Here is a 20705-nt window from a genome sequence, read left to right on the forward strand (position 1 = left end):
TATGCTTCAAACTATTCAGCAAAAAATATTGTTCATGTCGAGTAACAAAAAAAGCCTATTCTCCGTAGGCTTAAAAACGGCTGTGACAAGAATATTCAGCGCAATGTTCGCATTTCTACTCACGCTGATTGTGTCCCGGACGACCGACACCACAATATCTGGTCAGTTTTTCTTTTTATTTAACCTTGTTTCGCTGATGGCTATCGTTTCTCAACTCGGATTCGATGTTAGTTTAGTCAGATATAACGCTATCGCTTTCAATGAGCAAAATACCAAACAACAGAGCAACAACTATAAAATTGCGCTATCAAGGAGTTTGCTTTTTTGTGCCGTAGCAATCATGGTGTTAGCCAGTGGCGCCTATTTGTTTCCTGAACAATTAAATCAAACCAATACACCGCTTGCCGCTTTCATTCTCGCGTTATTCTGTGTGCCCTTTTTGGTATTGGGTCAAACAAACAGTCGTGTGTTGCAAGCCAGTAAAAACGTAGTGTCATCCTTGTTTGCCTTACAGTTGGGCGTGAGTATGTTGATGTTCTTTTTTGTTGCTGTATTGGATGTCGTCAACAAGCAAAATATCCACTCTCTGATCATCGCCCTCTTATTAGCAAGTGTGATTGTTGCTGCAGTGTCGACTTTTAACTGGATAAAATCGGGCCAGTACGAACAGCCAGATAAGACATCAAACAAGAACATGACGGCGTCGGCAAAACAAGTCTGGATCGGAAGTGTATTCAGTAATTTTCTGCAATGGGGTAGCCTAGTTATCGCAGGGTTCTTCATCTCTACATCGGATCTTGGTCTCCTCGCTGCGGCTCAAAGAACATCGCTATTGATCGGCTTCGTTCTTATCACAATCAATTTTATTGTCGCGCCAATGTTCGCTTCGCTCTATAAAGAAGGGGCCATGATAAAGCTACGTAATTTAAGCCGTCTCGCCTGTCGTGCAAATATTGGTTTAGCGCTTATTCCTGTTTTGGTTTGTACGCTATTTCCCGAATTTGTTATGCAGTTTTTTGGTCAGGAATTCATCGCCGCCGCACCGCTGCTAGTCGCTCTTTCACTTGGGCAACTGGTCAATGTGGCGACTGGCTCTGTCGGCTTTCTACTCTTAATGAGTGGACACGAAAAAGTCATGAAGTACATCACTATCGTGTCTGGGATTATCTCAATCAGCCTTTTGATCATACTCTGTCAATTGTTTGGAGTACTTGGTGCGGCTTGGGCTATTGCCATCGGCATGGCGATTCAAAACCTAGCCGCACTTTATTTTGTTAAACGCTATTTAGGTTTTTTTCCGGTCGGTTAATTTATGTCTTCAATGATTTTACGCGTGAGTTTTGCTTTCGTATTACTACTCACGGTCAGCCTCTCATTATGGAAAAGTTCAGATGTAAACCATGCGACTTACATCAGTATGGAAAACTACGTAGGGGGCTCTTCTACCTTGCACTTTACGTTCAGCCTTCTTATTGGCTACCTCGCTGTCTTTACTTTTCCGAAACTGGCAATTGCGACAAAACGGGACACCTTTGGGATCCGGCTACTTCTTTGTCTACTACTGGCCGTTTCATCTGACGAGCTTAGCCAGCTTTTCATCGCTAATCGTACGTTTAGTTTTTCAGATTTAAGCACCAACTGGACTGGTATTCTTATCGGTTACTTTATGGCGAAATGCATTCTAAAACTTAGAGAGTGATTTCACATCGATAAGGGTGGCATAATAGGTACTTCAGATTTTTATGATGTACTTAAGTAACTTAAAAAGGCTTGAGTATACAATCAAAGAAAGAACCATTATGTCACCTCATCCAACCAAAATTACGTTTTTTGAATTTCTCACTCCCCTGATCACATCGGGAAAAAAGACCATAACGATCAGAGACGAATCGGAAAGTCATTATGTCCCACATTCAAAGGTCGAAGTGTTCACGCTAGAAACAGACCGTAAAGTTTGCGATATCGAAATTCTTGCGGTTTCTCCATTAAAGTTTAATGAAATCAATCAGTTTCATGCCGAGCAAGAGGCTATGGAACTACCACAATTAAAACAGTTGATTAAAGATATTTATCCAAACACAGACTCTCTGTTTGTTATCGAATATAAACTTGTCCGAAAATAACTAGACGACTGGTCTATTTGATCTTATAGTACCCCTATGAATACGAAAACTAATGACACCCGCCAACATATTCTTACCGTCGGATACGATCTTATCGTAAACCGAGGGTTTACTAGTGTGGGACTTTCAGAGCTCCTAAAAACAGCCGCCGTACCCAAAGGCTCGTTTTATCACTATTTCAAATCCAAAGAGCAGTTTGGCGAGGCATTAATTCAAGCCTACTTTGACAAGTACTTTGCTAAATTGAATGAACGATTTACAGATAAAGATCTCAATGGCTATCAACGCCTGATGAGCTATTTTGAAGAACTGGTAAAAGTAGAGAACAACGTATGTAACGCGAGTAAGTGCTTATTAGTTAAACTCAGTGCTGAAGTCTCAGACCTATCAGAGCCAATGCGTCTTGCACTTCGTGATGGTGCAGAGAAAACGATTCAAGCGATAGCAAAATGTATTGATGTCGGCATTGAAGATGGTTCGATTGCAAATGGTGACAGTATCTTACTGGCTAGACAGCTATACTATCTTTGGAATGGTGCAAGTTTACTGAATAAATTGTACCAAGATCAGGCAACACTAACGCAGAGCCTACATTTTACTCAGCATCTACTGCAGAATACTCGCACGTAGCTAAAACAAACACCGCAAGCCCTTCAAATGAATGAGTAAAACGCTCATCTTTGGTGGCATATAAATACCCGCTTCAGAGCGGGATATTTTGCAACCAACATTAGACGACCGGTCTAATTAACAGTGAGGTAAACATGACTAACGCTACTAACCGCAGGATTGTACTTGCATCTCGTCCACACGGTGCCCCAACTGTCGATAACTTTCGCCTAGAAGAGGTCACCAAACCCACACCAAAAGAAGGAGAGATGCTTTTAAGAACGGTTTACTTATCACTCGATCCTTACATGCGTGGCCGCATGAGCGATGCCGAGTCTTATGCTGAACCGGTAGCCATAGATGACGTAATGGTTGCAGGCACGGTATGTCAGGTTGAAAGCTCTAATCATCCAGATTACGAAGCAGGAGAATGGGTACTTGCTTACACCGTAGGCTGGCAAGATTACGCGATTTCAACAGGTGAAATGGTAATTAAGCTAGGTAAAGAGCCGCAAAATCCATCTTATGCGTTGGGCGTGGCTGGTATGCCAGGTTTTACCGCCTACATGGGCTTGCTAGATATAGGCCAACCAAAACCTGATGAAACTGTCGTTGTAGCTTCTGCAACGGGCCCAGTCGGTGCCACCGTGGGTCAAATCGCTAAAATCAAAGGTTGCCGTGTCGTGGGTATCGCGGGCGGTAAGGAAAAGTGCCAATATGCAAAAGATACGTTAGGCTTTGACGAGTGCATTGATCATAAAGCTGACGATTTTGCCGAACAGCTAGAAAAAGCGTGTAAAAACGGCATTGACGTCTACTTCGAAAACGTCGGTGGAAAAGTGTTTGATGCGGTTCTGCCATTATTGAATACCAAAGCTCGCGTCCCTGTTTGTGGTTTAATTTCTCAATACAACTCGACAGAGTTACCAAAAGGCACAGACCACTTGCCACTACTGATGGGTAAAATTCTAACCAAACGAATCAAGATACAAGGTTTTATCATCTTTGATGACTATGGACATCGTTACAATGAGTTTGCCCAAGATATGAACCAATGGTTAGCAGAAGGGAAAATCCAATACCGTGAGCATTTAGTAGACGGTTTGGAAAGTGCACCGGACGCGTTTATCGGTCTACTGCAAGGCAAAAACTTCGGTAAACTCGTCGTTCAGGTTAACCAACCATTATAAGAAGAAAGGAATGATTCATGATTAAACTGCACCATCTCAATCAATCACGCTCAAAGCGCATTATATGGCTACTTGAAGAGCTAAAAGTAGACTATGAAATCGTCCCTTATGTTCGTGATGAAGTCACGTTTCTCGCGCCACCAGAGTTGAAAAGTGTTCATCCACTTGGCAAATCACCAGTACTGGAAGACGATGGTGAAATTATCATTGAATCAGGTGCTATTACAGAATACCTGATTGAAAAGTATGCTCAAGATTCGCTCTCTCCTAAACGTGGGACCAAAGCGTATACTCAGTACTTGCAGTGGCTGCACTTCGCTGAAAGTTCAGCAATCTTGCCAATGCTACTCAAACTCTTCGTCAGTAAAGAGCCAACCACGACTCAATTCTTATCTGGGTATGCGGATAAAGAGGCAATGAGCGTACTCAGTTACTTTGAGCACATGTTGGAAGGCAAAAACTATTTGGTTGAGGAGCGCTTAACTGGCGCAGACATCATGATGTCATTCATCGTAGAGTTGGTGCAGAAATTTGGCATGACATCACATTTCCCAAACATCGGGCGCTATGGGCAGCAGCTCTCAACGCATTCTGCATTTGTCCACGCTGAACAGATAGAAGCGAAATACGCTTAATAACCGAAATACGCTCAATACCAACAATATCAGCATGGCCCTTTGGTCTATCTCATATACCAAAGGGCTTTTGTCTTCGTATTGCAATGGCCATCGTCATAACCTATCAACTTAATCACTATTTCCGACTTTTCTCCCAGGTACTCCCAGACTAATCTATGTCTAAAGCAACGTTATTGAGTGCTGGCAATGAGAACATAAAACCAAATGAGGATGTCATGATGATTAAGTTAGACTTTTACAAGTTATTCGATACCAAAGAGCTGTTTATCTATTACTGATTCTTCGCCAATGCTTTAATCAGTACGGACGTATCCATACGGCCCAGGCCATCACTTTGTAGATCAGCGTATTGCGCATCGACCATTTTGGTTAACGGAAGATCAAGCCCAACTCGCTCGGCTTCCTTCAGACAGAAACCAAGATCTTTGCGCATCCAATCGATCGCAAAACCAAAATCAAATTTGTCTTGTGCCATCGTAGACGCTCGATTTTCCATCTGCCATGATCCTGCGGCACCATGCTTCAGCGTTTCAACAACTTGATCAATATCTAAACCCGATTTTTGTGCAAGCAGTATCGCTTCACTTAAGCCTTGTAGTACACCACCGATACAAATTTGGTTCACCATCTTACAACGCTGACCTTGGCCATTTTCACCGAGTAACGTGATCTGCTTTGCATACGCATTCATAACTGGAGAAGCTTGTTCAAATACATCGGATTCACCACCACACATAATAGTGAGAACGCCGTTTTCAGCGCCAGCTTGACCCCCAGATACTGGAGCATCAATGAAATGATTACCAACCTTTTGACACGCTTCTGCCAACTCTACTGCCAATTCCGCAGAAGTTGTGGTGTGATCCACAAGTACTGCACCCGCTTTAAGGCCGACGAGTGCACCATCCTCACCATAGACAATACTACGAACATCGTCGTCGTTCCCTACACAGATAAAAACAAAGTCACAACCTTCAGCAGCTTCACGAGGCGTTTCACAGGCAACGCCGTCATACTCCTTCGCCCATTTATCCGCTTTCGCTTTAGTACGATTATAAACTTTTGTCTTATAACCAGCCTTGCTTAAATAGCCCGCCATTGGGTACCCCATTACACCCAAACCAATAAACGCTACTTGTTGTTTTGACATCATCTACTTCCCTTGTTTTTGAGCGGAATGAATATGCTACTAAAGAACGTATATCATTACTTGTGATTTTTAGGTTTTCCATTGCCACTATCCCCAAATAACTTCAGAATGCATCATCTGATTCAACAAACTGACAACGTGATGAACTACCAAGCTGCTATTTTTGATATGGACGGACTTCTCCTTGATACGGAGCGTGTCTGCATGCGTATATTTCAAGAAGCGTGTGATGTACAGAAACTGCCGTTTTATGAAGATATTTATCTCTCCATCATTGGACGCAATGCCATAGGTATCGAAACCATTTTCCGCAAAGCATACGGCAACGACTTCGAGCGTTTACATGCAGAATGGCGCATTCGCTACAACGCGGTTGTAAAACATCAAGCCATTCCGCTTAAAGCTGGGGTAATTGAGCTTTTGGACTGGCTCAAGGCAAAGAATATTCCTGTTGTAGTGGCAACCTCTACCGAGAAGGAAGTCGCCACCATCAAGTTAAACCTGGCAGGCATTAACCATTATTTTGCTAACCTTACGACGGGTTGCGAAGTAAATAATGGCAAACCCGACCCAGAAATCTATTTGCTTGCAGCACGTCGCTTAAATGTTGAACCAACGAAATGTTTAGCTTTCGAAGACTCTAACAATGGCGTTCGCGCGGCAGTATCGGCAAATATGGCAACCTATCAAATCCCCGACCTTGTGGCGCCGTGTGATGAAATACGTCAACTTGGCCATGTCATTGTGCCATCATTGCACGATGTGTTGAGACAACTCGAACATTCAAATTGAAGGGAAAGGCATACTAGGCGTTGGCGTTTGAAAGTAAAGACCGTGTTGTTGTCGAGTGGTTTTTTATGTGATCAATCCCTGCAGTCGAGCAGTATAAGTGAGTAAAAAAGTGTCAACCTAACGGTCAACGCACATTTTTACTCAAGCTGTGGGTTGATAATAAGATTTATAACCAAGCGATTTCAAGATATTAAGTTCAATAAACTAATTAGCTCAACACATAAAATGGAGAAAGTGATATGTCTTTACGTTTAGTAGCCGCGACCATTGCACTTGCCGGACTTAGCTTCGGTGCGCAAGCCAGTGCCGAGTGTGAAGTTTCATTAGACGCGAACGATATGATGCAGTTTTCAACCAAAACACTCAGTGTTCCAGCCTCATGTAGCGAAGTCACACTCACACTAAACCATACTGGGAAAATGCCTGCGCAATCGATGGGACATAACGTGGTGATTGCCGACACCGCTAACATCCAAGCAGTCGGTACAGACGGTATGGCTGCTGGTGCAGATAATAGCTACGTCAAGCCAGGTGATGACCGCGTCTATGCACATACTAAAGTGATTGGCGGCGGTGAAAGCACAAGCATCACATTTAGCACAGAAAAAATGACGGCTGGTGGTGATTACTCTTTCTTCTGTTCTTTCCCTGGTCATTGGGCGGTCATGCAAGGCAAATTTGAATTTAAGTAGTAGTTTGACTTTACGTATAAGTTTGAATTCGCTTTTATCCCGATAACAAATTCTATTGGTAAAAACGATGATTTGGACTTAACAACAAAAGGGAAGCACTCGCTTCCCTTTTATTCGCTGTTACTCTGTCAGAAAACCACCCGTTTGGTGCTTCCATAACTGTGCGTAAACGCCATCAAGTGTTAGCAATTCATGGTGAGAACCTTGTTCGATGACTTGACCATCGTCCATAACGATCAATCGATCCATTGCAGCAATCGTTGATAAACGGTGCGCAATGGCAATTACGGTCTTGCCTTCCATCAATATTTCTAGATTTTCCTGAATCGCAGATTCCACTTCAGAATCAAGCGCTGATGTCGCTTCGTCCATAATAAGAATTGGTGCATTTTTAAGAAGTACACGCGCAATCGCTACACGCTGTCGCTGTCCACCTGACAATTTCACACCACGCTCACCCACTTCAACGTCATATCCGACATTACCCTGCTCATCTTTAAGCGTTTGAATAAAATCGTGGGCGTGCGCTTTATTTGCAGCCGCAATCACGTCTTCCATCGATGCATTAGGATCACCGTACAAAATATTTTCTTTGATAGAACGATGTAATAATGATGTGTCCTGAGTAATCATACCGATATGCTGGCGCAGAGACTCTTGCTCAACCTGAGAAATATCTTGTCCATCGATACAAATTTTACCTGAGCTGACATCATAAAAACGAAGTAACAAGTTAACCAATGTTGATTTACCCGCACCCGAACGACCAACGATGCCAACTTTTTCTCCAGGTTTTATCGTAAGGTTCAAGTTGTCAAATACGGCTTTTTCTTCGCTATAATTGAAACCTACTCTGTCAAAACGAATTTCACCATGTTGAATTTGCAAAGGTTTCGCATTGGGTACGTCTTTCACTTCGACATCGTTAGAAATCGTACTAATACCATCTACGACAGTACCAATGTTCTCAAACAACGCACTGACTTCCCACATGATCCATTTAGACATGCCCTGTACGCGCAGCGCAATACTGATGCCGACAGCAATAGCACCAATCGTCACCGCAGCATCCAACCAAAGATAAACAGAAATCGCCCCAATAGATAACAACAATAAGTAGTTAATTGCATCAACACTAAACAGCAAACACGTTGCCATGCGCATCTGACGATACACCGTGACGAGAAACTGCTTCATGCTGCTTTCTGCATACTCTAACTCACGTTGTGAGTGAGCAAATAGTTTCACCGTCGAGATGTTAGTGTAAGAGTCTACAATTCGACCAGTCATGACAGAGCGTGCATCAGCTTGCTCTGTTGCAATCTGCTTCATCTTGGGAATAAAGTAAAATTGGATCAAGATATACAAGGCAAGCCACACAACGATTGGTAGCATAAGCAACCCGTCAGCTTCTCCCATCATCCAAATCATCGATAGAAAATAGACGCTGATATAAACAAGTACATCCAAGAGTTTCATCACGGTTTCTCTTACCGCTAACGCGCTTTGCATCACTTTCGTTGCGACACGACCAGCAAAATCACGTTGGAAAAAGCCAACCGCTTGTTTTAGCAAATAACGATGAATAAGCCAGCGAATAGACATTGGGTAGTTGCCCAGCAAAGTCTGGTGCATGACCATCGAATGTACAAATCCAAGAACGGGCATCACTACAGCCACTAAGAACACCATCACTAACATTTGATCGCCTTGATCTTGCCAGAATGTTGCGGGGTCTTGATTGGATAATATATCAACCAATTCACCCATGTATCGCAACAGAGTGACTTCAGTAATAGCAATGAGTGCACTAAACACCGCCATGACAATCAGTGGGATTTCAAACCCTCGAGTATAAAAGCGCAAAAGCCAAACAGTGTATTCGGTGGCTTTTGCGTTTCATCCTGGGGAAAAGGTAAGGTCAGTTTTTCAAACCAATTAAACATATAACGACTTCATTTCCACGATTAAATTTGCTGACGTTTTACTATCTTTTGACCAAAAAGTCAGTAAAATAAGCAAACAAAAGTTCAAATGATAATAATTACAATTAAGTTTTCTATTTAAAATAAGCTTTGGGAATGAATTTATGAAAAATCATAACTCGCTGACTATTGCGATTCGTACAGCTTTAGCTTGTGCCCTCACACCGGTAATGGCAGTGGTCTCACTAAACGCATATGCACAAGATGAAGTGACAGAAATGGAAACCATGACGGTGACTGCGCAAGCGTTGAAAGTGGAAACACCAGCAGCAGAAACGCCTAAGTCTGTGTCACTTATTTCAGAAGACGAGCTTCGAGTTCGTGCTCCCAAAAAACTAGATGAAGCGCTCCGCTATACTTCCGGTGTCACTGCCCAGCCTTACGGTTCTGATAACGACACGGATTGGTTCAAGATTCGTGGTTTCGATGCCGCAACCTATTTAAACGGCAACCGATTGTTCCGTGATGGCTACTACACTTGGTTGATTGAGCCCTATGGTATCGAGCGTATAGAAGTCGTAAAAGGCCCGTCTGCAATTCTGTTTGGAGAATCAGCGCCAGGTGGTGTCGTCAACGCCGTACAAAAAAAACCGACATTCACACCACAAGGTGAAATCAAAGTTGAAGTGGGTAATAACAACCACCAATCCGTTGGCTTTGATATCGCAGATGAGGCAAATGAAGACGGCACGATGCGCTACCGCCTAGTAGGCTTGATGACCAGCCAAGAGGGAGAGCTGGATGACACTGAAAATGAGCGCTTCTATATTGCACCAAGTTTAGAAATCGATATTTCTGATCAAACCATGCTGACACTTATGGCAACTTACCTTCATGATGATGGCGTCCCTACTAACCCATTTTTCCCTGCGGCAGGTACTCTGATTCACTCCAATTTTGGTAAGGTCGACCCATCAACTAACTTAGGCCAACCTGATTACGATAAATATGAACGTAATCAGCTCTCCGTTGGCTATTTACTTGAACATGACATCAACGATACTTGGACATTTTCACAAAACGCAAACTACGGCTCCAATGAACTGTATTTAAGAAGCTCATACGTATTCCCGAATAGTGACGCGACTACTGAAGAGTTAACACAAGGACTCGTCTTTCGTGATGGTAAAAACCAAAGCTTCACCTTTGACAATAACGCTGTTGGTAACTGGGTAACAGATAGCGCCGAACATACTGCACTGATTGGTGTCGATCTGCAACATCACAAGACGGAGGGTGATGAGCAAGATGACTACGCTTTCGGCACGATCAACCCGTTCAATCCAGTGTACGGAAACTACACTGCGAAAGATTTTAATATCGAACGTGAAATCAATAAAACTCAAGCCAGTGTGTACTCACAATACCGACTTAAGTTCCAGGAACAATGGATTGGTAATATTGGCGCGCGTTACGACTGGGTGAAAACCGAAAACAAAGGTCACGGCTCGAATGCTTATGGGGTTGTTGATCAAAATTTAGACCGCGATGACAGTGAGCTTTCACTCAATGCTGGCATCTTGTACTCAGCAGAGAACGGCCTTTCGCCATACGTTAACTACTCACAATCGTTTGAAGTCATTAGCACTATTGATAAAGCCACAAACAAACTCTACAAACCACTTAAAGGTGAGCAAGTAGAAGTCGGTGTAAAATATGAGCCAAGCTTTATGGATGGCTTCATCAATGTTGCATGGTTCGATATCTCCCAAAACAATGCTCTGGTAACGAATCCAACGACTTATGTCGCTACACAAACGGGTGAAGTCACATCAACAGGCGTAGAAGTCGAAGGTGCAGCACAACTCACTGATGACGTTAAGTTGCTAGCGAGCTACACCTACACTAAAGCAGAAACTGATGAAACATACGGTAAAGGCAAACAACAAGCTGCCCTGATTCCAAAACATCAAGCGTCTGCATGGGTAGACTATAGCGCGTATCGCTTAGTTCCTGGATTGAATGTAGGTACTGGCATTCGTTATGTTGGCGAATCTAAAGATAACCCAGCAAGTTCTGATTTAACTGTGCCATCTGTAACGCTTTGGGATGCCGCCCTCACTTACGACATCACCTCACAATGGCAAGCTCAGTTGAACGTGAACAATATTCTTGATGAAGAATACGTATCCGGCTGTGATTACTACTGTTACTACGGCCAATCACGCTCTGTGGTATTAAACGCAAATTATCGCTGGTAATAGTTATTCCCACTCCCCTCTTTAGTGAGGGGAGCATTTTCTGAGACCTATCCATGTTTCAACTATCTAATATTCAGGTTGTTCGAGGTGGACGTCAAATCCTCGGCATTGACCAACTGAGCATCCCTACTAATGAACTGACTGTAGTGTTAGGGCACAATGGCTCAGGAAAATCTACATTAGTGAATTTGCTGTCTGGGCAGATGGCTTCTGATAAAGGCCGTGTAGCGCTAAACGGCGAAGCACTCTCATCACTAAAAACCAAAGAACTCGCTAAACAGGTTGCCTTTTTACCACAAAAACTGCCAACCTCGGCCGGACTTAGTGTGCGTGAGCTGGTGCGTTTAGGCCGCTTTCCTTGGCGCGGAACCTTCGGGCGTTGGCGCAAAGAGGATGAAAACATCATCGATGCCGCCATGGAACAAACTGGCGTGACTCCTTTCGCTGACAACCTAGCCGATGAGTTATCAGGCGGCGAACGCCAACGTGCTTGGGTTGCCATGTTGTTAGCACAGCAATCACCTGTATTAATTTTAGATGAACCAACTTCCGCTTTAGATATCCACCACCAGTACCAATTGATGGCACTGTTGGCAGAGCTAAATCAAACCCAAGGTTGCGGTATCATCGTGATTTTGCATGATCTCAACCTCGCTCTACGCTATGCCACTCATATTGTTGCCCTCAAACAAGGTCGAATCGCCTTTGAAGGCAAAGCTGAATTACTTGCCGATGAAGCCCGTTTATCAGAGCTTTACCATTCGCCGATTAAACTTATTGATCACCCTCATCCAATTCCCGATTCACCCACCAATAAGGTTGCTATAGTATGCGCATGATCTCTCGTTTTGTTATTAGTTGTATTTTTGCCTTCATGGCAATCAATGCCCACGCAAGTTTAACGGTGACAGATAGCCGCGGTGAACATCAGCTCGAAGCCATTCCAAAACGCGTTGCTGTACTCAACTGGGATATTTTAGAGCAGGTATTAGAGTTAGAAGTTACCCCTATCGCCGCTCCCAATATACCCGGCTACACCGAGTGGGTCGTTCAGCCAGCCGTTCCTAAAAGTGTTGCAGATGTTGGTACACGTGCTGAGCCAAACCTTGAAAAACTCGCACAACTTAACCCCGATGTCATCATTGCGGCCGTAGCACAAAAAGATTTAATTCCGCAACTAGAACGCATTGCACCCGTGCTCTATTATCAGAATTTTGAACAACAAGATGACCAAGCTGCCGTTGCCATTGAGCAATTTAAACAATTAGCCGTGGTGTTTGGCAAACAAGAACTGGCGCGAAAAAAATTAGATGTCATGCAACAACGCTTTGACCAATTACAGCAAGAGTTAGTTGGCGCTTTTGGTAAAGAATTACCTAAGGTGCTGCCCTTGCGTTTTTCTAATCAAACCTCTGCGTTTTTGTTTACACAAAATTCGACCGCGCAATACGCGTTGGATCACTTGGGTCTCACCAACCCATTACCTCAAGAAGCAAAAAAATGGGGAATTAATCAACAGCGGTTAACCGAGCTGCGTAACATCCAAAACGGTTATGTGCTCTATATCCGCCCATTTCCTCAAGAAAAAGAGCTAGAAAAATCCATTTTATGGAAAGCCATGCCTTTTGTACGCCTGGGCCATGTCAATGGTATGGATGCAGTGTGGAGCTACGGCGGTGCGATGTCTATTTTGTATACTGCTGAATCAATTACGAAAAGCTTGCTTGAGGTAGCACCTCAGTGATTTTAGCTCGTCATTATGCTTTATTATTGTCGGCGGTATTTGTTGCCGCTGTTGCTAGCTTGCAATTGGGGAACGAGGTCACGTTTCCTGGCCAATGGCAATTGATTCTTTCGCCAAGTCAAGCGGAGACATTTGCGGATTTTAACTTTGTCTATGGCCTGTTACCGCGCGCATTAATAGCAATGCTGGTCGGTGCTATGCTTGGGTTAGTCGGCAGTCTCATGCAGCAACTTACCCAAAACCCATTAACATCACCACTGACTCTTGGCACTTCATCTGGTGCTTGGCTTGCTATTATTATCGTCAACATTTGGTTCCCCAACCTGATAGCAGATTACACCGCGCTGGCTGCGATGAGCGGAGCGTTACTCGCTTTTGGCTTAATCTTAGTGATCGCGGGTCCCAAAAACATGACGGGCTTACCTTTGGTTGTCTCTGGGATGGTGGTGAACATTTTACTTGGTGCGATTGCGACTGCCATCATTCTACTCAATGAACAATTTGCCCAAAATGTGTTTATGTGGGGCGCAGGTGATTTGGCTCAGAATGGCTGGGAATGGCTGCAATGGCTATTACCTCGCCTTTCTATCTCCGTCTTACTGATCCTGTTTGCACCTCGAATTTTGACCTTGTTACGCCTCGGACACCAAGGCGCGGCTGCACGTGGGTTACCAGTAGTGCCGACTTTTATCCTACTGATGGTAATAGGTATTTGGTTAGTATCCGCTTCTATTACTGCCGTTGGTGTGATTGGTTTTATTGGCTTGCTGACTCCGAATATAGCTCGCGCCATGGGCGCACGTACCCCAAAAATGGAGTTATATTCTAGTGCATTACTCGGTGCACTATTACTCCTTCTGACGGATATGCTATCAGTATGGCTCAGTCAATCCAGCAATGAAGTCATTCCTAGTGGTATCACAACCGCTGCCATTGGCGCGCCAGCATTGATATGGTTTAGTCGCCGGCAATTAAAGGCCCAAGATTCGCTAACCATTTCACTACCACATCATAGAAATCATATTAGCGCCATCAGCTTTACCGCTTTGGTCTGTGCTTTACTAGCTGCAATTAGCCTACATGTTGGCTTTCAAATAACAGATACGCAAATGTCAGATACGGCCTGGAGCTTTGCTTGGCCGTCAGAGTATCAATGGAGCCTAAGGTATCCACGCTTTGTCACTGCCTTATTTGCTGGTATCGGCCTTGCCATGGCTGGCAGTATCTTACAGCGCTTAATCTACAATCCTCTCGCCAGCCCAGATATTCTAGGGGTATCCTCTGGTGCGACTTTTGCCCTCGTGTTTTCGTCCTTATTTCTAGGCCACAACTTATTGACCACCAACTGGCTGACCGCATTGGCTGGCAGTGTATTCGTGTTAGTCATTTTGTTGATTCTAGGTAAACGGCATCAATATGCGCCCTCGAGCCTCATTTTGACTGGTATTGCAGTCACAGCGCTACTCGAAGCGCTAGTACAGTTTTGTATGGCACGAAGCTCGCAGGAGAGCTATAAGATCCTACAATGGCTAGCGGGTTCAACTTATCGCGTCACACCAGAACAAGCACAATTATTGGCGATTACAGTTTCGGTATTGTTGACGTTAAGCTTAATCACCACGCGCTGGTTAACATTAATTTCTATCGGTCGAGGTTTTGCGCAAGCTCGTGGGCTTAGCGCCCAATTTGCGAGTTTAGTCCTACTATGCATAGTGGCTATGTTGTGTGCTGTGGTTACGGCAACCATGGGACCCGTTTCTTTTGTTGGGCTAATTGCACCCCATATGGCAATGATGTTAGGTGCGCAGCAAAGTCGCTCACAGCTAGTTGTTGCTGGTTTGATTGGTGCAATCTTAATGCTATGGGCTGATTGGATTGGCCAAGTGGCACTTTACCCAATGCAAATTGCTGCAGGCACCTTAGTGGCAATCATTGGTGGGTTATATTTCTTATGCTTATTAGTAGTGAGCCGCTTACGGGGCGCTTAGTATTAAGCATAATTAGCAGATAATCCAAGTCCACTCACAGAGCCCGCCGCTAAGCTGCGGACTCTGTTCCTAGTCTTCTCTTTGTGGGAAACGCTGTTCATAGAGATCCATAAAGTCCTGACGAATCAAATGCTCTAAGTGATTCGCTTTGTCGGTTGGACAAAATATCATCACATGAACATTCTGCTCTCCCGTTGGGTTACTGGAAATGTGAATGTGCGGCTCAGCGCCTGGTAAGTCCACACCAGCATGCTTTTCAATCATGGCGTTATATCGATGAGCTACCTCACTGAAGTAACTGCAATGCTCTTCAATCTTGTCAGTTAAAGCGGGGAAAAGCGGATATAAGTTGACGAAGTCTTTCACGACGATAGAGAAGTTATGATAGACGTAACGCTTCATAAAATTGAGGTTCTTCACCGGGTACGTAAAAAACATGCTATTTGGAAGCGTGGCGGTTTTACCTGTGTAGTGATACTGGCCATGATAAAGGTCAATTTCTTGAATCACTGTTGCCATCATGTTGTGCTCAATCACTTCACCGCATAACGTTCCAACCTCGATCCAATCACCAACCCTAAATGAACGTGAACTCGCCCTTTGAATAGAGCCAGTAAAACATAAAATGATCTCCTTTGAGGCGACAACGATCGCGACAGCAATAGCGGTCACACTCAATGCAAATTCACTGATTTCAGACTGCCACAAGATAAACAGAATAAGCAAAGTAAGCGTAAAAGTGCCATTTTTGGTACGAGACATCCAACTACGTTGCTTTTCAGAAAGTAGAGTGTCTTCACCACGAATCATCGACAATGCCACACGACGAATAAGCAACATTGCTACTAATATTAAAAGAGAAAACAACGTTTTGTGTGAAAGAAGAAAATCGATAACCTGCTGAACTTTCTCCATTTAAGGACTCCATAAAAAGCTTTTTCAGAATAGGCAACCATAACAGATAATTTTTCAACTTAAAGCTATGTCGGTAGAAGAGCGAAACAAAAAAAAGGATTCAGTGCTAATAAAAGCCCTGAATCCTTTTTCTTTAACTCACTCGAATGAAAAAACGTCTGAAGATCAATCCTCTCGAAAAGCGCGATTCATACTGTCTGTGATAGGTTTAATCAAATAGCTTAAAGGCGTTCTTGGCTCCGAGAGAATCAGCACTTCTGCATTCATCCCAGAGGTCAAGCGATACTTCGTCACATCATCTTCAGAGATGGCGACACGTGCTAGGTAATAGTCTTCTCGTTCGGGCTCTGATAACTTATCAGCTGATACAGTCAAAACGGTACCATCTAAAGGAGCCACATTTCTCGCGTTTAGAGCGGTGAGGCGAATATGAGCTTGCTGGCCAGGATTAATTAAGTCGATATCACGAGGGTTTACTCTCGCTTCTACTAGCAACTGATCGTTTTGAGGAACTAACTCCAGCAAGGTATCGCCAGATCCAACCACGCCTCTTTCAGTAAATACTTGCATATTCACCACTCGTCCGCTAATCGGTGCTTTAATCGACGTTCTTGCGGCTACATCTTGCGCGGAGCGGTATTCCTCACGAATGCTGACGATCTCAGTTTGAGTATCTCTCAACGCTTCCACTATTTCATTAATGCGCTGAAGTCTTAACTCTTCGATTTTCGCTTGGTTTTCATCTAACCTCTTACTCACAGTAAGCGATTGGCGGTCTAACTGACTCAAGGTACTTCTGACTTCAGCAGCAAGACGCTTAAACTGCAACAACGTTGATTTACCCGAAAAACCTTTCTGCACTAATGCCTGATTGCTTGCGATCTCTTCTCTAATTAATTGCAGCCTTTCTCTTTCAATAACTTTTGTCTTCTGTAGGTTTTCTAGCTCTAGGTTTGCGCCTGAAATACTTTGTTTTATGATCCCAAGTTGGCTTTCATAGTAACGTTGTCTAGCTTGAAATATTTTATTTTGTACTAATTGCGCTTGGCGAACGACTTCAACGCGAGGAATCGCCGTCAAATCATCAGACCAAACAATAGAAGGCAGTTCATCTAGTTCCGCGCTAAGGCGATTTTCCTTCGCTAAAGTATGAATATACTTCCCACTTAACGCATCGAGTCTCGCCATCGATTGATCTTTAGACAATTGGATAAGTAATTGTCCTTTTTCAACTAGGTCGCCTTCTTGAACGTATAATTTGTCGACGATGCCACCCTCTAGATGTTGGATTTCCTGTCGCTTAGTGAGGACGGACAGATCACCATAGGCAATAGCTGCACTTTCTAGTTTTGCAGTCGCAGCCCAAAAGCCAACACCACCGATAAACACGCTCATCGCTACGACGACAAGCAAAATAGGCTGTAGAAATTTCAGCTGAGCTTGGGGGCTATAACGATAAACACGTCCATTGGATGAATCATTAACTGTTGGCAGTTGATTGCTCATTTGTCACTCTCGGAATGTCAGTTTTATCTTTACCCATCATACGTTTAAGCACTTCTTCGCGTGGGCCATATAATTTGACTTTGCCATCGGCCAAGTACAATAAGCGATCCATTTGTCTGAGCGTACTCGCGCTATGAGCAATCACAATAATCGTTGTACCTTGTTGCTTTAAGTGTGCAATTAAACGTTGGAATGCTGCTTCTCCGTCACCATCGAGGTTGGCATTGGCTTCATCGAATATCACCACTGGTGGATCACCGTAAACAGCACGAGCAAGTGCAATTCTTTGTCGCTCTCCCCCAGACAGTCCACGGCCATGTTCACCAATAACAAAGTCATACCCTTTGTTCTTACTCAGTATTAACTCATGACATCCAGCCAACTTCGCCGCAGCAATAACCTTTGCCGGATCCTCATCTTTAAAACGCGATATATTTTCCCTGATAGTCCCAGGAAACAACTCCACTTCTTGTGCTAGATAGCCAAAGTGATCACCACGATCTTCAGTCGCCCAAGTCGAGACTTCCATACCATCTAGCGTCACCTTTCCGGCTAAAGGCCTTATGTTTCCTAACAGGAGTCGAGCAAGAGTAGATTTACCAGTACCTGACGCGCCGATAAGCCCAACAGAGACACCTGCGGGAATGGAGAGAGTTACTGATGAAATGACTGGTTCGGATGCACCGAAATGTCGGTACGCAAGCCCCGTGAGTTCATAATTCCCTTTAGGTGTTGGCAATGGCATGTCCGACTCGTCTTGTCGCACTATTGCCTCAATATCCTTTAAACGTTGGTATGAATTTCGAGCCGACATCGCACCGCGCCATGTACCAATAGCCTGCTCCATTGGAGAAAGCGCTCGACTCATAAGGATGGAACTAGCAATCATCGCACCAGCAGTAATTTCATGCTGAATAACCAACCAAGCACCACCACCAAGTAAGGCAACTTGCAATGTACTGCGAACAAATTTGGAGAAATTGCTGATATAAATCGTTTTTCCAGCCACCGTCTCTTCTAAAGTATTTATTTTATTTGCACGAAGCTGCCATCTTTCCAAAAAAGCATTCATCATCCCCATGGCCAAGATGGAATTCGAATTTTGTGTCGCAAGTTCTGCTTCGTTTATTTGAGAAAGTGCTTTAACTTCACTCTCCTGAATTGCTTTTCGTGCCATAAACTCATTGAGCATGCCTAATCCAAACAGCACGATCGAACCCAACAACGCGATATGGCCCAAAATAGGATGTAACAGATAAACAAAGAGAATAAATAGAGGTGTCCAGGGAGCGTCTAATAAAGGATAAGGTGCTTGACTGCTTAAAAAACCTTTTATCGTTTGAATATCCCTCAGTACTTGAGAAGTAAAACTTTTCCCCGTATGCACTTGGTACTGGATACTACGCTTAAGCATAAAAGTAGAAAGCTTGGTATCCATCCAATAGCCAAACGACTTACTCACTTTAGCACGTGCAATATCAACGAGGGACATAGTAAATAGTGCAGCAACAACTATAACGGTCAACAACACCAAGGTGTCCACCGAATAAGAAGAGAGAACTCGATTGTACACTTGCAGCATGTACAGAGGGATAGAGAGAACCAATAGGTTAATAAAAAAACTAAAGCAAACTAGCAGGCCAATAAGCGTCCATAGTTTTTGTCGAACTTCTTTAAAAACTTCTTTTTGCACGACAACTTCCGTCCAATAGAAACTATAGCAGGGTGACAGAAGATTTCTCCTTTCACCCTGCTGCGTTTTTAGATTACAAACAAATCTGCACCGTAAGTATCGATGTCTGTTTCGGTAATCCCTTTTAATTTGACTACGAGATCTGCGCCATCAGTAAATACCGCGTTACCCGCTGCATCATAGCTAAAGCTCAAATCAGAAAAGTCATTCACTGTACTACTACTAATGCGAATAACATCTTCACCTATAGTAAAGTCAGCGACTGTTGCTGTACCGTGACCACCAAATAGGTCAGTGAAGATGAATAGATCGGTATCCGCTCCGCCAACTAAAAAGTTATCACCTGACCCAGCAACTAAAACGTCACCGCCGGTGCCACCATTGAGGATATTGTCACCGCTTAGACCGAGAAGAATATCTTCACCAGAACCACCCTTGAGGATATCGTTACCTTCGCCGCCTCGTAAGATGTCATTACCAGCACCGCCAATTAACTTGTCGTCACCCTCGCCGCCAATTAAGATATCGTTACCACCACCGCCAACGATCTTATCATCGCCATCTAGGCCGATGAACATTTCATTGTCGCCACTAAAATTGCTGAGATCATCGCTTTCATTTGAACCAACAATTACGTTATCAATATCGTCATACAAGCTCATTCTTCACACTCCCTTTTATTATTGAATAGACTTTTGTTTCTCGTCTTGCTTCAACTGGAACCAGACACTTGAAGTCTAATAGCCAGATAGATAAGTGTGAGTTTGAATATGGGATGATATTTACAAACTAATATAGTTAAAATGAAATTTTATCTGGTACTTTATCTCTCAATCTTCTTACATAACAGCATCTTAATTCTAGTACTAGAGATTACGTTTTGCCCAACTCGTGGCTTGCGTCCTATTCTTAACCTCTAGTTTTCTAAAGATATTATACAAATGTGACTTTATCGTATGCTCACTAATAAACAATGAGTCAGCAATTTCCATATTAGAGCCACCATCCTTGAGCATTTTCAAAACTTGTATCTCACGTCGCGTCAGCTCCACCTCTATCGCAGGCTCTACGACACTGTCGTACTCCTTTCCCCGATAATAGGTGATCAGCTTGTCGAGCAACTTTCTAGAAAGCCAGTTATCACCTTCTACTATCGCACTTAAGCCCTGGCATAATTTCTCTAAAGAATCCTTTGGACCGAATATACCTTTAACATATGGCCAAGAAGCGAGCTCTTCAGTATCGAGTTCATACCCTAGGTTAAGCATGATTGTCCCTAAAACTTTATTACCATCTTTCAAGTAATCTAAAGTTTCAGATGGGATATCTACGGCAAAATCTACTAATAGAAAATACCGTTCAGGAATTGCCTCATGACACGTCGGATTTCGAACATCAATAATGGTTATTCTCGTTCCTGTATATTGACAAAGCATTTCCTTAAAGTTTTCACTCTGCAAACTCTGTTGAGCCCGAATT

The 20705-nt window shown here is 43.5% G+C and carries 19 protein-coding genes and 1 pseudogene; 13 read left to right on the plus strand and 7 right to left on the minus strand.

What is annotated here, in order from left to right; genetic code table 11:
* The first annotated feature begins 1 nt into the window (after position 1).
* From SU60_RS02080 to SU60_RS22545, 7 genes are all read left to right on the plus strand, one after another.
* Entirely contained in the window at positions 2-1309 is a 1308-nt protein-coding gene (locus SU60_RS02080) for an oligosaccharide flippase family protein (protein ID WP_041154081.1), read from the plus strand.
* Between the two features lie 3 nt (positions 1310-1312).
* On the plus strand, positions 1313-1699 hold the full coding sequence (locus tag SU60_RS02085; RefSeq protein ID WP_041154082.1) for a VanZ family protein: 387 nt from the start codon (positions 1313-1315) through the stop codon (positions 1697-1699).
* 100 nt (positions 1700-1799) lie between these two features.
* On the plus strand, positions 1800-2123 hold the full coding sequence (gene yqfB, locus SU60_RS02090) for a N(4)-acetylcytidine aminohydrolase (RefSeq protein WP_041154083.1): 324 nt from the start codon (positions 1800-1802) through the stop codon (positions 2121-2123).
* Between the two features lie 36 nt (positions 2124-2159).
* Positions 2160-2753, plus strand: a complete 594-nt coding sequence (locus SU60_RS02095) for a TetR/AcrR family transcriptional regulator (RefSeq protein ID WP_041154084.1) — start codon at positions 2160-2162, stop codon at positions 2751-2753.
* A gap of 134 nt (positions 2754-2887) precedes the next feature.
* Entirely contained in the window at positions 2888-3922 is a 1035-nt protein-coding gene (locus SU60_RS02100) for an NADP-dependent oxidoreductase (RefSeq protein WP_041154085.1), read from the plus strand.
* Positions 3923-3939: 17 nt separating this feature from the next.
* Positions 3940-4557, plus strand: coding sequence for a glutathione S-transferase family protein (locus tag SU60_RS02105; protein WP_041154086.1), 618 nt, complete (start codon positions 3940-3942; stop codon positions 4555-4557).
* A 158-nt stretch (positions 4558-4715) separates the two neighbouring features.
* Positions 4716-4838: a hypothetical protein gene (locus SU60_RS22545; protein WP_280806685.1), complete on the plus strand. Its 123-nt coding sequence runs from the start codon at positions 4716-4718 to the stop codon at positions 4836-4838.
* Here the strand turns inward: SU60_RS22545 and SU60_RS02110 are convergent.
* Positions 4832-5710, minus strand: coding sequence for an NAD(P)-dependent oxidoreductase (locus tag SU60_RS02110; protein WP_041154087.1), 879 nt, complete (start codon positions 5708-5710; stop codon positions 4832-4834). The genes SU60_RS22545 and SU60_RS02110 overlap by 7 nt on opposite strands.
* A gap of 141 nt (positions 5711-5851) precedes the next feature.
* Here SU60_RS02110 and SU60_RS02115 point away from each other — a divergent pair, with 141 nt between their 5' ends.
* On the plus strand, positions 5852-6502 hold the full coding sequence (locus tag SU60_RS02115; protein WP_041154124.1) for an HAD family hydrolase: 651 nt from the start codon (positions 5852-5854) through the stop codon (positions 6500-6502).
* Between the two features lie 239 nt (positions 6503-6741).
* Positions 6742-7194, plus strand: a complete 453-nt coding sequence (azu, locus tag SU60_RS02120; RefSeq protein WP_041154088.1) for an azurin — start codon at positions 6742-6744, stop codon at positions 7192-7194.
* 120 nt (positions 7195-7314) lie between these two features.
* Here the strand turns inward: azu and SU60_RS02125 are convergent.
* Positions 7315-9140 (minus strand): annotated as a pseudogene (locus SU60_RS02125) (ABC transporter ATP-binding protein).
* Positions 9141-9283: 143 nt separating this feature from the next.
* Between SU60_RS02125 and SU60_RS02130 the strand changes: the two are divergent.
* From SU60_RS02130 to fhuB, 4 genes are read left to right on the plus strand one after another with little or no spacing between them, the layout of a single operon-like run.
* Complete coding sequence (locus SU60_RS02130) at positions 9284-11380, plus strand: TonB-dependent siderophore receptor (RefSeq protein WP_041154089.1); 2097 nt, start codon at positions 9284-9286, stop codon at positions 11378-11380.
* Between the two features lie 53 nt (positions 11381-11433).
* Entirely contained in the window at positions 11434-12219 is a 786-nt protein-coding gene (locus SU60_RS02135) for an ABC transporter ATP-binding protein (RefSeq protein WP_041154090.1), read from the plus strand.
* On the plus strand, positions 12210-13124 hold the full coding sequence (locus SU60_RS02140) for an iron-siderophore ABC transporter substrate-binding protein (RefSeq protein ID WP_041154091.1): 915 nt from the start codon (positions 12210-12212) through the stop codon (positions 13122-13124). Before SU60_RS02135 ends, SU60_RS02140 begins: the two co-directional genes overlap by 10 nt.
* Positions 13124-15112, plus strand: a complete 1989-nt coding sequence (gene fhuB, locus SU60_RS02145; protein ID WP_052481463.1) for a Fe(3+)-hydroxamate ABC transporter permease FhuB — start codon at positions 13124-13126, stop codon at positions 15110-15112. Before SU60_RS02140 ends, fhuB begins: the two co-directional genes overlap by 1 nt.
* Positions 15113-15181: 69 nt before the next feature.
* Here fhuB and SU60_RS02150 read toward each other — a convergent pair whose 3' ends face one another.
* The 5 genes from SU60_RS02150 to SU60_RS02170 all read right to left on the minus strand — a co-directional run bounded on the left by SU60_RS02150 (position 15182) and on the right by SU60_RS02170 (position 20704).
* The gene (locus tag SU60_RS02150; RefSeq protein WP_041154092.1) at positions 15182-16027 is read right to left on the minus strand and encodes a mechanosensitive ion channel family protein; all 846 of its coding nucleotides are present in this window, start codon (positions 16025-16027) and stop codon (positions 15182-15184) included.
* Positions 16028-16192: 165 nt separating this feature from the next.
* Positions 16193-17533 carry an HlyD family type I secretion periplasmic adaptor subunit gene (locus SU60_RS02155; RefSeq protein WP_041154093.1) on the minus strand — a complete coding sequence of 447 codons (1341 nt, stop codon included), beginning with the start codon at positions 17531-17533 and terminating at the stop codon, positions 16193-16195.
* Positions 17508-19226, minus strand: coding sequence for a type I secretion system permease/ATPase (locus SU60_RS02160; RefSeq protein ID WP_041154094.1), 1719 nt, complete (start codon positions 19224-19226; stop codon positions 17508-17510). The genes SU60_RS02155 and SU60_RS02160 overlap by 26 nt, the downstream gene beginning before the upstream one ends.
* Before the next feature lie 68 nt (positions 19227-19294).
* Positions 19295-19888: a calcium-binding protein gene (locus tag SU60_RS02165; protein WP_041154095.1), complete on the minus strand. Its 594-nt coding sequence runs from the start codon at positions 19886-19888 to the stop codon at positions 19295-19297.
* A gap of 204 nt (positions 19889-20092) precedes the next feature.
* Positions 20093-20704, minus strand: coding sequence for a LuxR C-terminal-related transcriptional regulator (locus SU60_RS02170; RefSeq protein WP_052481456.1), 612 nt, complete (start codon positions 20702-20704; stop codon positions 20093-20095).
* Position 20705 lies beyond the last annotated feature (1 nt).

Origin of the sequence: Vibrio mytili (genome assembly GCF_000830505.1) — a bacterium.
In the GTDB taxonomy this organism is placed as follows: domain Bacteria; phylum Pseudomonadota; class Gammaproteobacteria; order Enterobacterales; family Vibrionaceae; genus Vibrio; species Vibrio mytili.

Coding starts and splice junctions, on each gene's coding strand:
- SU60_RS02085 (WP_041154082.1), top strand. CDS start 1,313: ATGTCTTCAATGATTTTACGCGTGAGTTTTGCTTTCGTATTACTACTC.
- SU60_RS22545 (WP_280806685.1), top strand. CDS start 4,716: ATGTCTAAAGCAACGTTATTGAGTGCTGGCAATGAGAACATAAAACCA.
- yqfB (WP_041154083.1), top strand. CDS start 1,800: ATGTCACCTCATCCAACCAAAATTACGTTTTTTGAATTTCTCACTCCC.
- SU60_RS02080 (WP_041154081.1), top strand. CDS start 2: ATGCTTCAAACTATTCAGCAAAAAATATTGTTCATGTCGAGTAACAAA.
- SU60_RS02115 (WP_041154124.1), top strand. CDS start 5,852: ATGAACTACCAAGCTGCTATTTTTGATATGGACGGACTTCTCCTTGAT.
- SU60_RS02095 (WP_041154084.1), top strand. CDS start 2,160: ATGAATACGAAAACTAATGACACCCGCCAACATATTCTTACCGTCGGA.
- SU60_RS02100 (WP_041154085.1), top strand. CDS start 2,888: ATGACTAACGCTACTAACCGCAGGATTGTACTTGCATCTCGTCCACAC.
- azu (WP_041154088.1), top strand. CDS start 6,742: ATGTCTTTACGTTTAGTAGCCGCGACCATTGCACTTGCCGGACTTAGC.
- SU60_RS02155 (WP_041154093.1), bottom strand. CDS start 17,533: ATGAGCAATCAACTGCCAACAGTTAATGATTCATCCAATGGACGTGTT.
- SU60_RS02165 (WP_041154095.1), bottom strand. CDS start 19,888: ATGAGCTTGTATGACGATATTGATAACGTAATTGTTGGTTCAAATGAA.
- SU60_RS02135 (WP_041154090.1), top strand. CDS start 11,434: ATGTTTCAACTATCTAATATTCAGGTTGTTCGAGGTGGACGTCAAATC.
- SU60_RS02110 (WP_041154087.1), bottom strand. CDS start 5,710: ATGTCAAAACAACAAGTAGCGTTTATTGGTTTGGGTGTAATGGGGTAC.
- SU60_RS02150 (WP_041154092.1), bottom strand. CDS start 16,027: ATGGAGAAAGTTCAGCAGGTTATCGATTTTCTTCTTTCACACAAAACG.
- SU60_RS02105 (WP_041154086.1), top strand. CDS start 3,940: ATGATTAAACTGCACCATCTCAATCAATCACGCTCAAAGCGCATTATA.
- SU60_RS02130 (WP_041154089.1), top strand. CDS start 9,284: ATGAAAAATCATAACTCGCTGACTATTGCGATTCGTACAGCTTTAGCT.
- SU60_RS02140 (WP_041154091.1), top strand. CDS start 12,210: ATGCGCATGATCTCTCGTTTTGTTATTAGTTGTATTTTTGCCTTCATG.